General features: G+C 43.0%; 1 protein-coding gene. It reads right to left on the reverse strand.

Annotation, left to right across the window (positions count from 1 at the left end):
• On the reverse strand, positions 1 to 547 hold a 547-nt coding region (locus tag AMS59_RS23950; RefSeq protein ID WP_156304780.1), incomplete at both ends, for a transposase.

A 547-nucleotide genomic window follows, 5' to 3' on the forward strand; every position in this document is an offset into this window, starting at 1 on the left:
TTCGGCGTTTACCTGGTGAAAGATGCTTGAATTGACGTTCTAGGTGAAACAGTTGATCACAGTAGTCCACGCCAATTTGCCCGTTTTTGCTATCGGCTTTTAGCCAATAACGTCGCACATGCGCCCAACAATTGGCGAACGTGACATCAGGTAGATTACCGTATGCCGAATAACCATCACAAATCACGGTTCCTTTAAAGCCAGCTATAAAGTCTTCTAATACAGAACGGCTTCTCGATAAAGCGCTGTGGAAAAGAACGATGATCGGTCCTTGACTTGGCACACTTCGGGACACCCAATTATAGGCGTTCGATTGACCGGATTTTCCGTCTGAACGATTGATTATTTGCGCATAGGTTTCATCCACATGTAGAAAAGATTTTGCTGTTAATATCTGCTTCATCTGTTCATAAACCGGTAGAAGCCAATCTTCAGCTACACGGATTACCCAGTTTGATAAATTCTTATCATTTGTAAGCAGGCCATATCGTTCCCACTCCTTTACCTGACGGTAAAGAGGCAAGTATTGGATGAACTTATCATAGAT

Origin of the sequence: Lysinibacillus sp. FJAT-14745 (genome assembly GCF_001275675.1) — a bacterium.
In the GTDB taxonomy this organism is placed as follows: domain Bacteria; phylum Bacillota; class Bacilli; order Bacillales_A; family Planococcaceae; genus Lysinibacillus.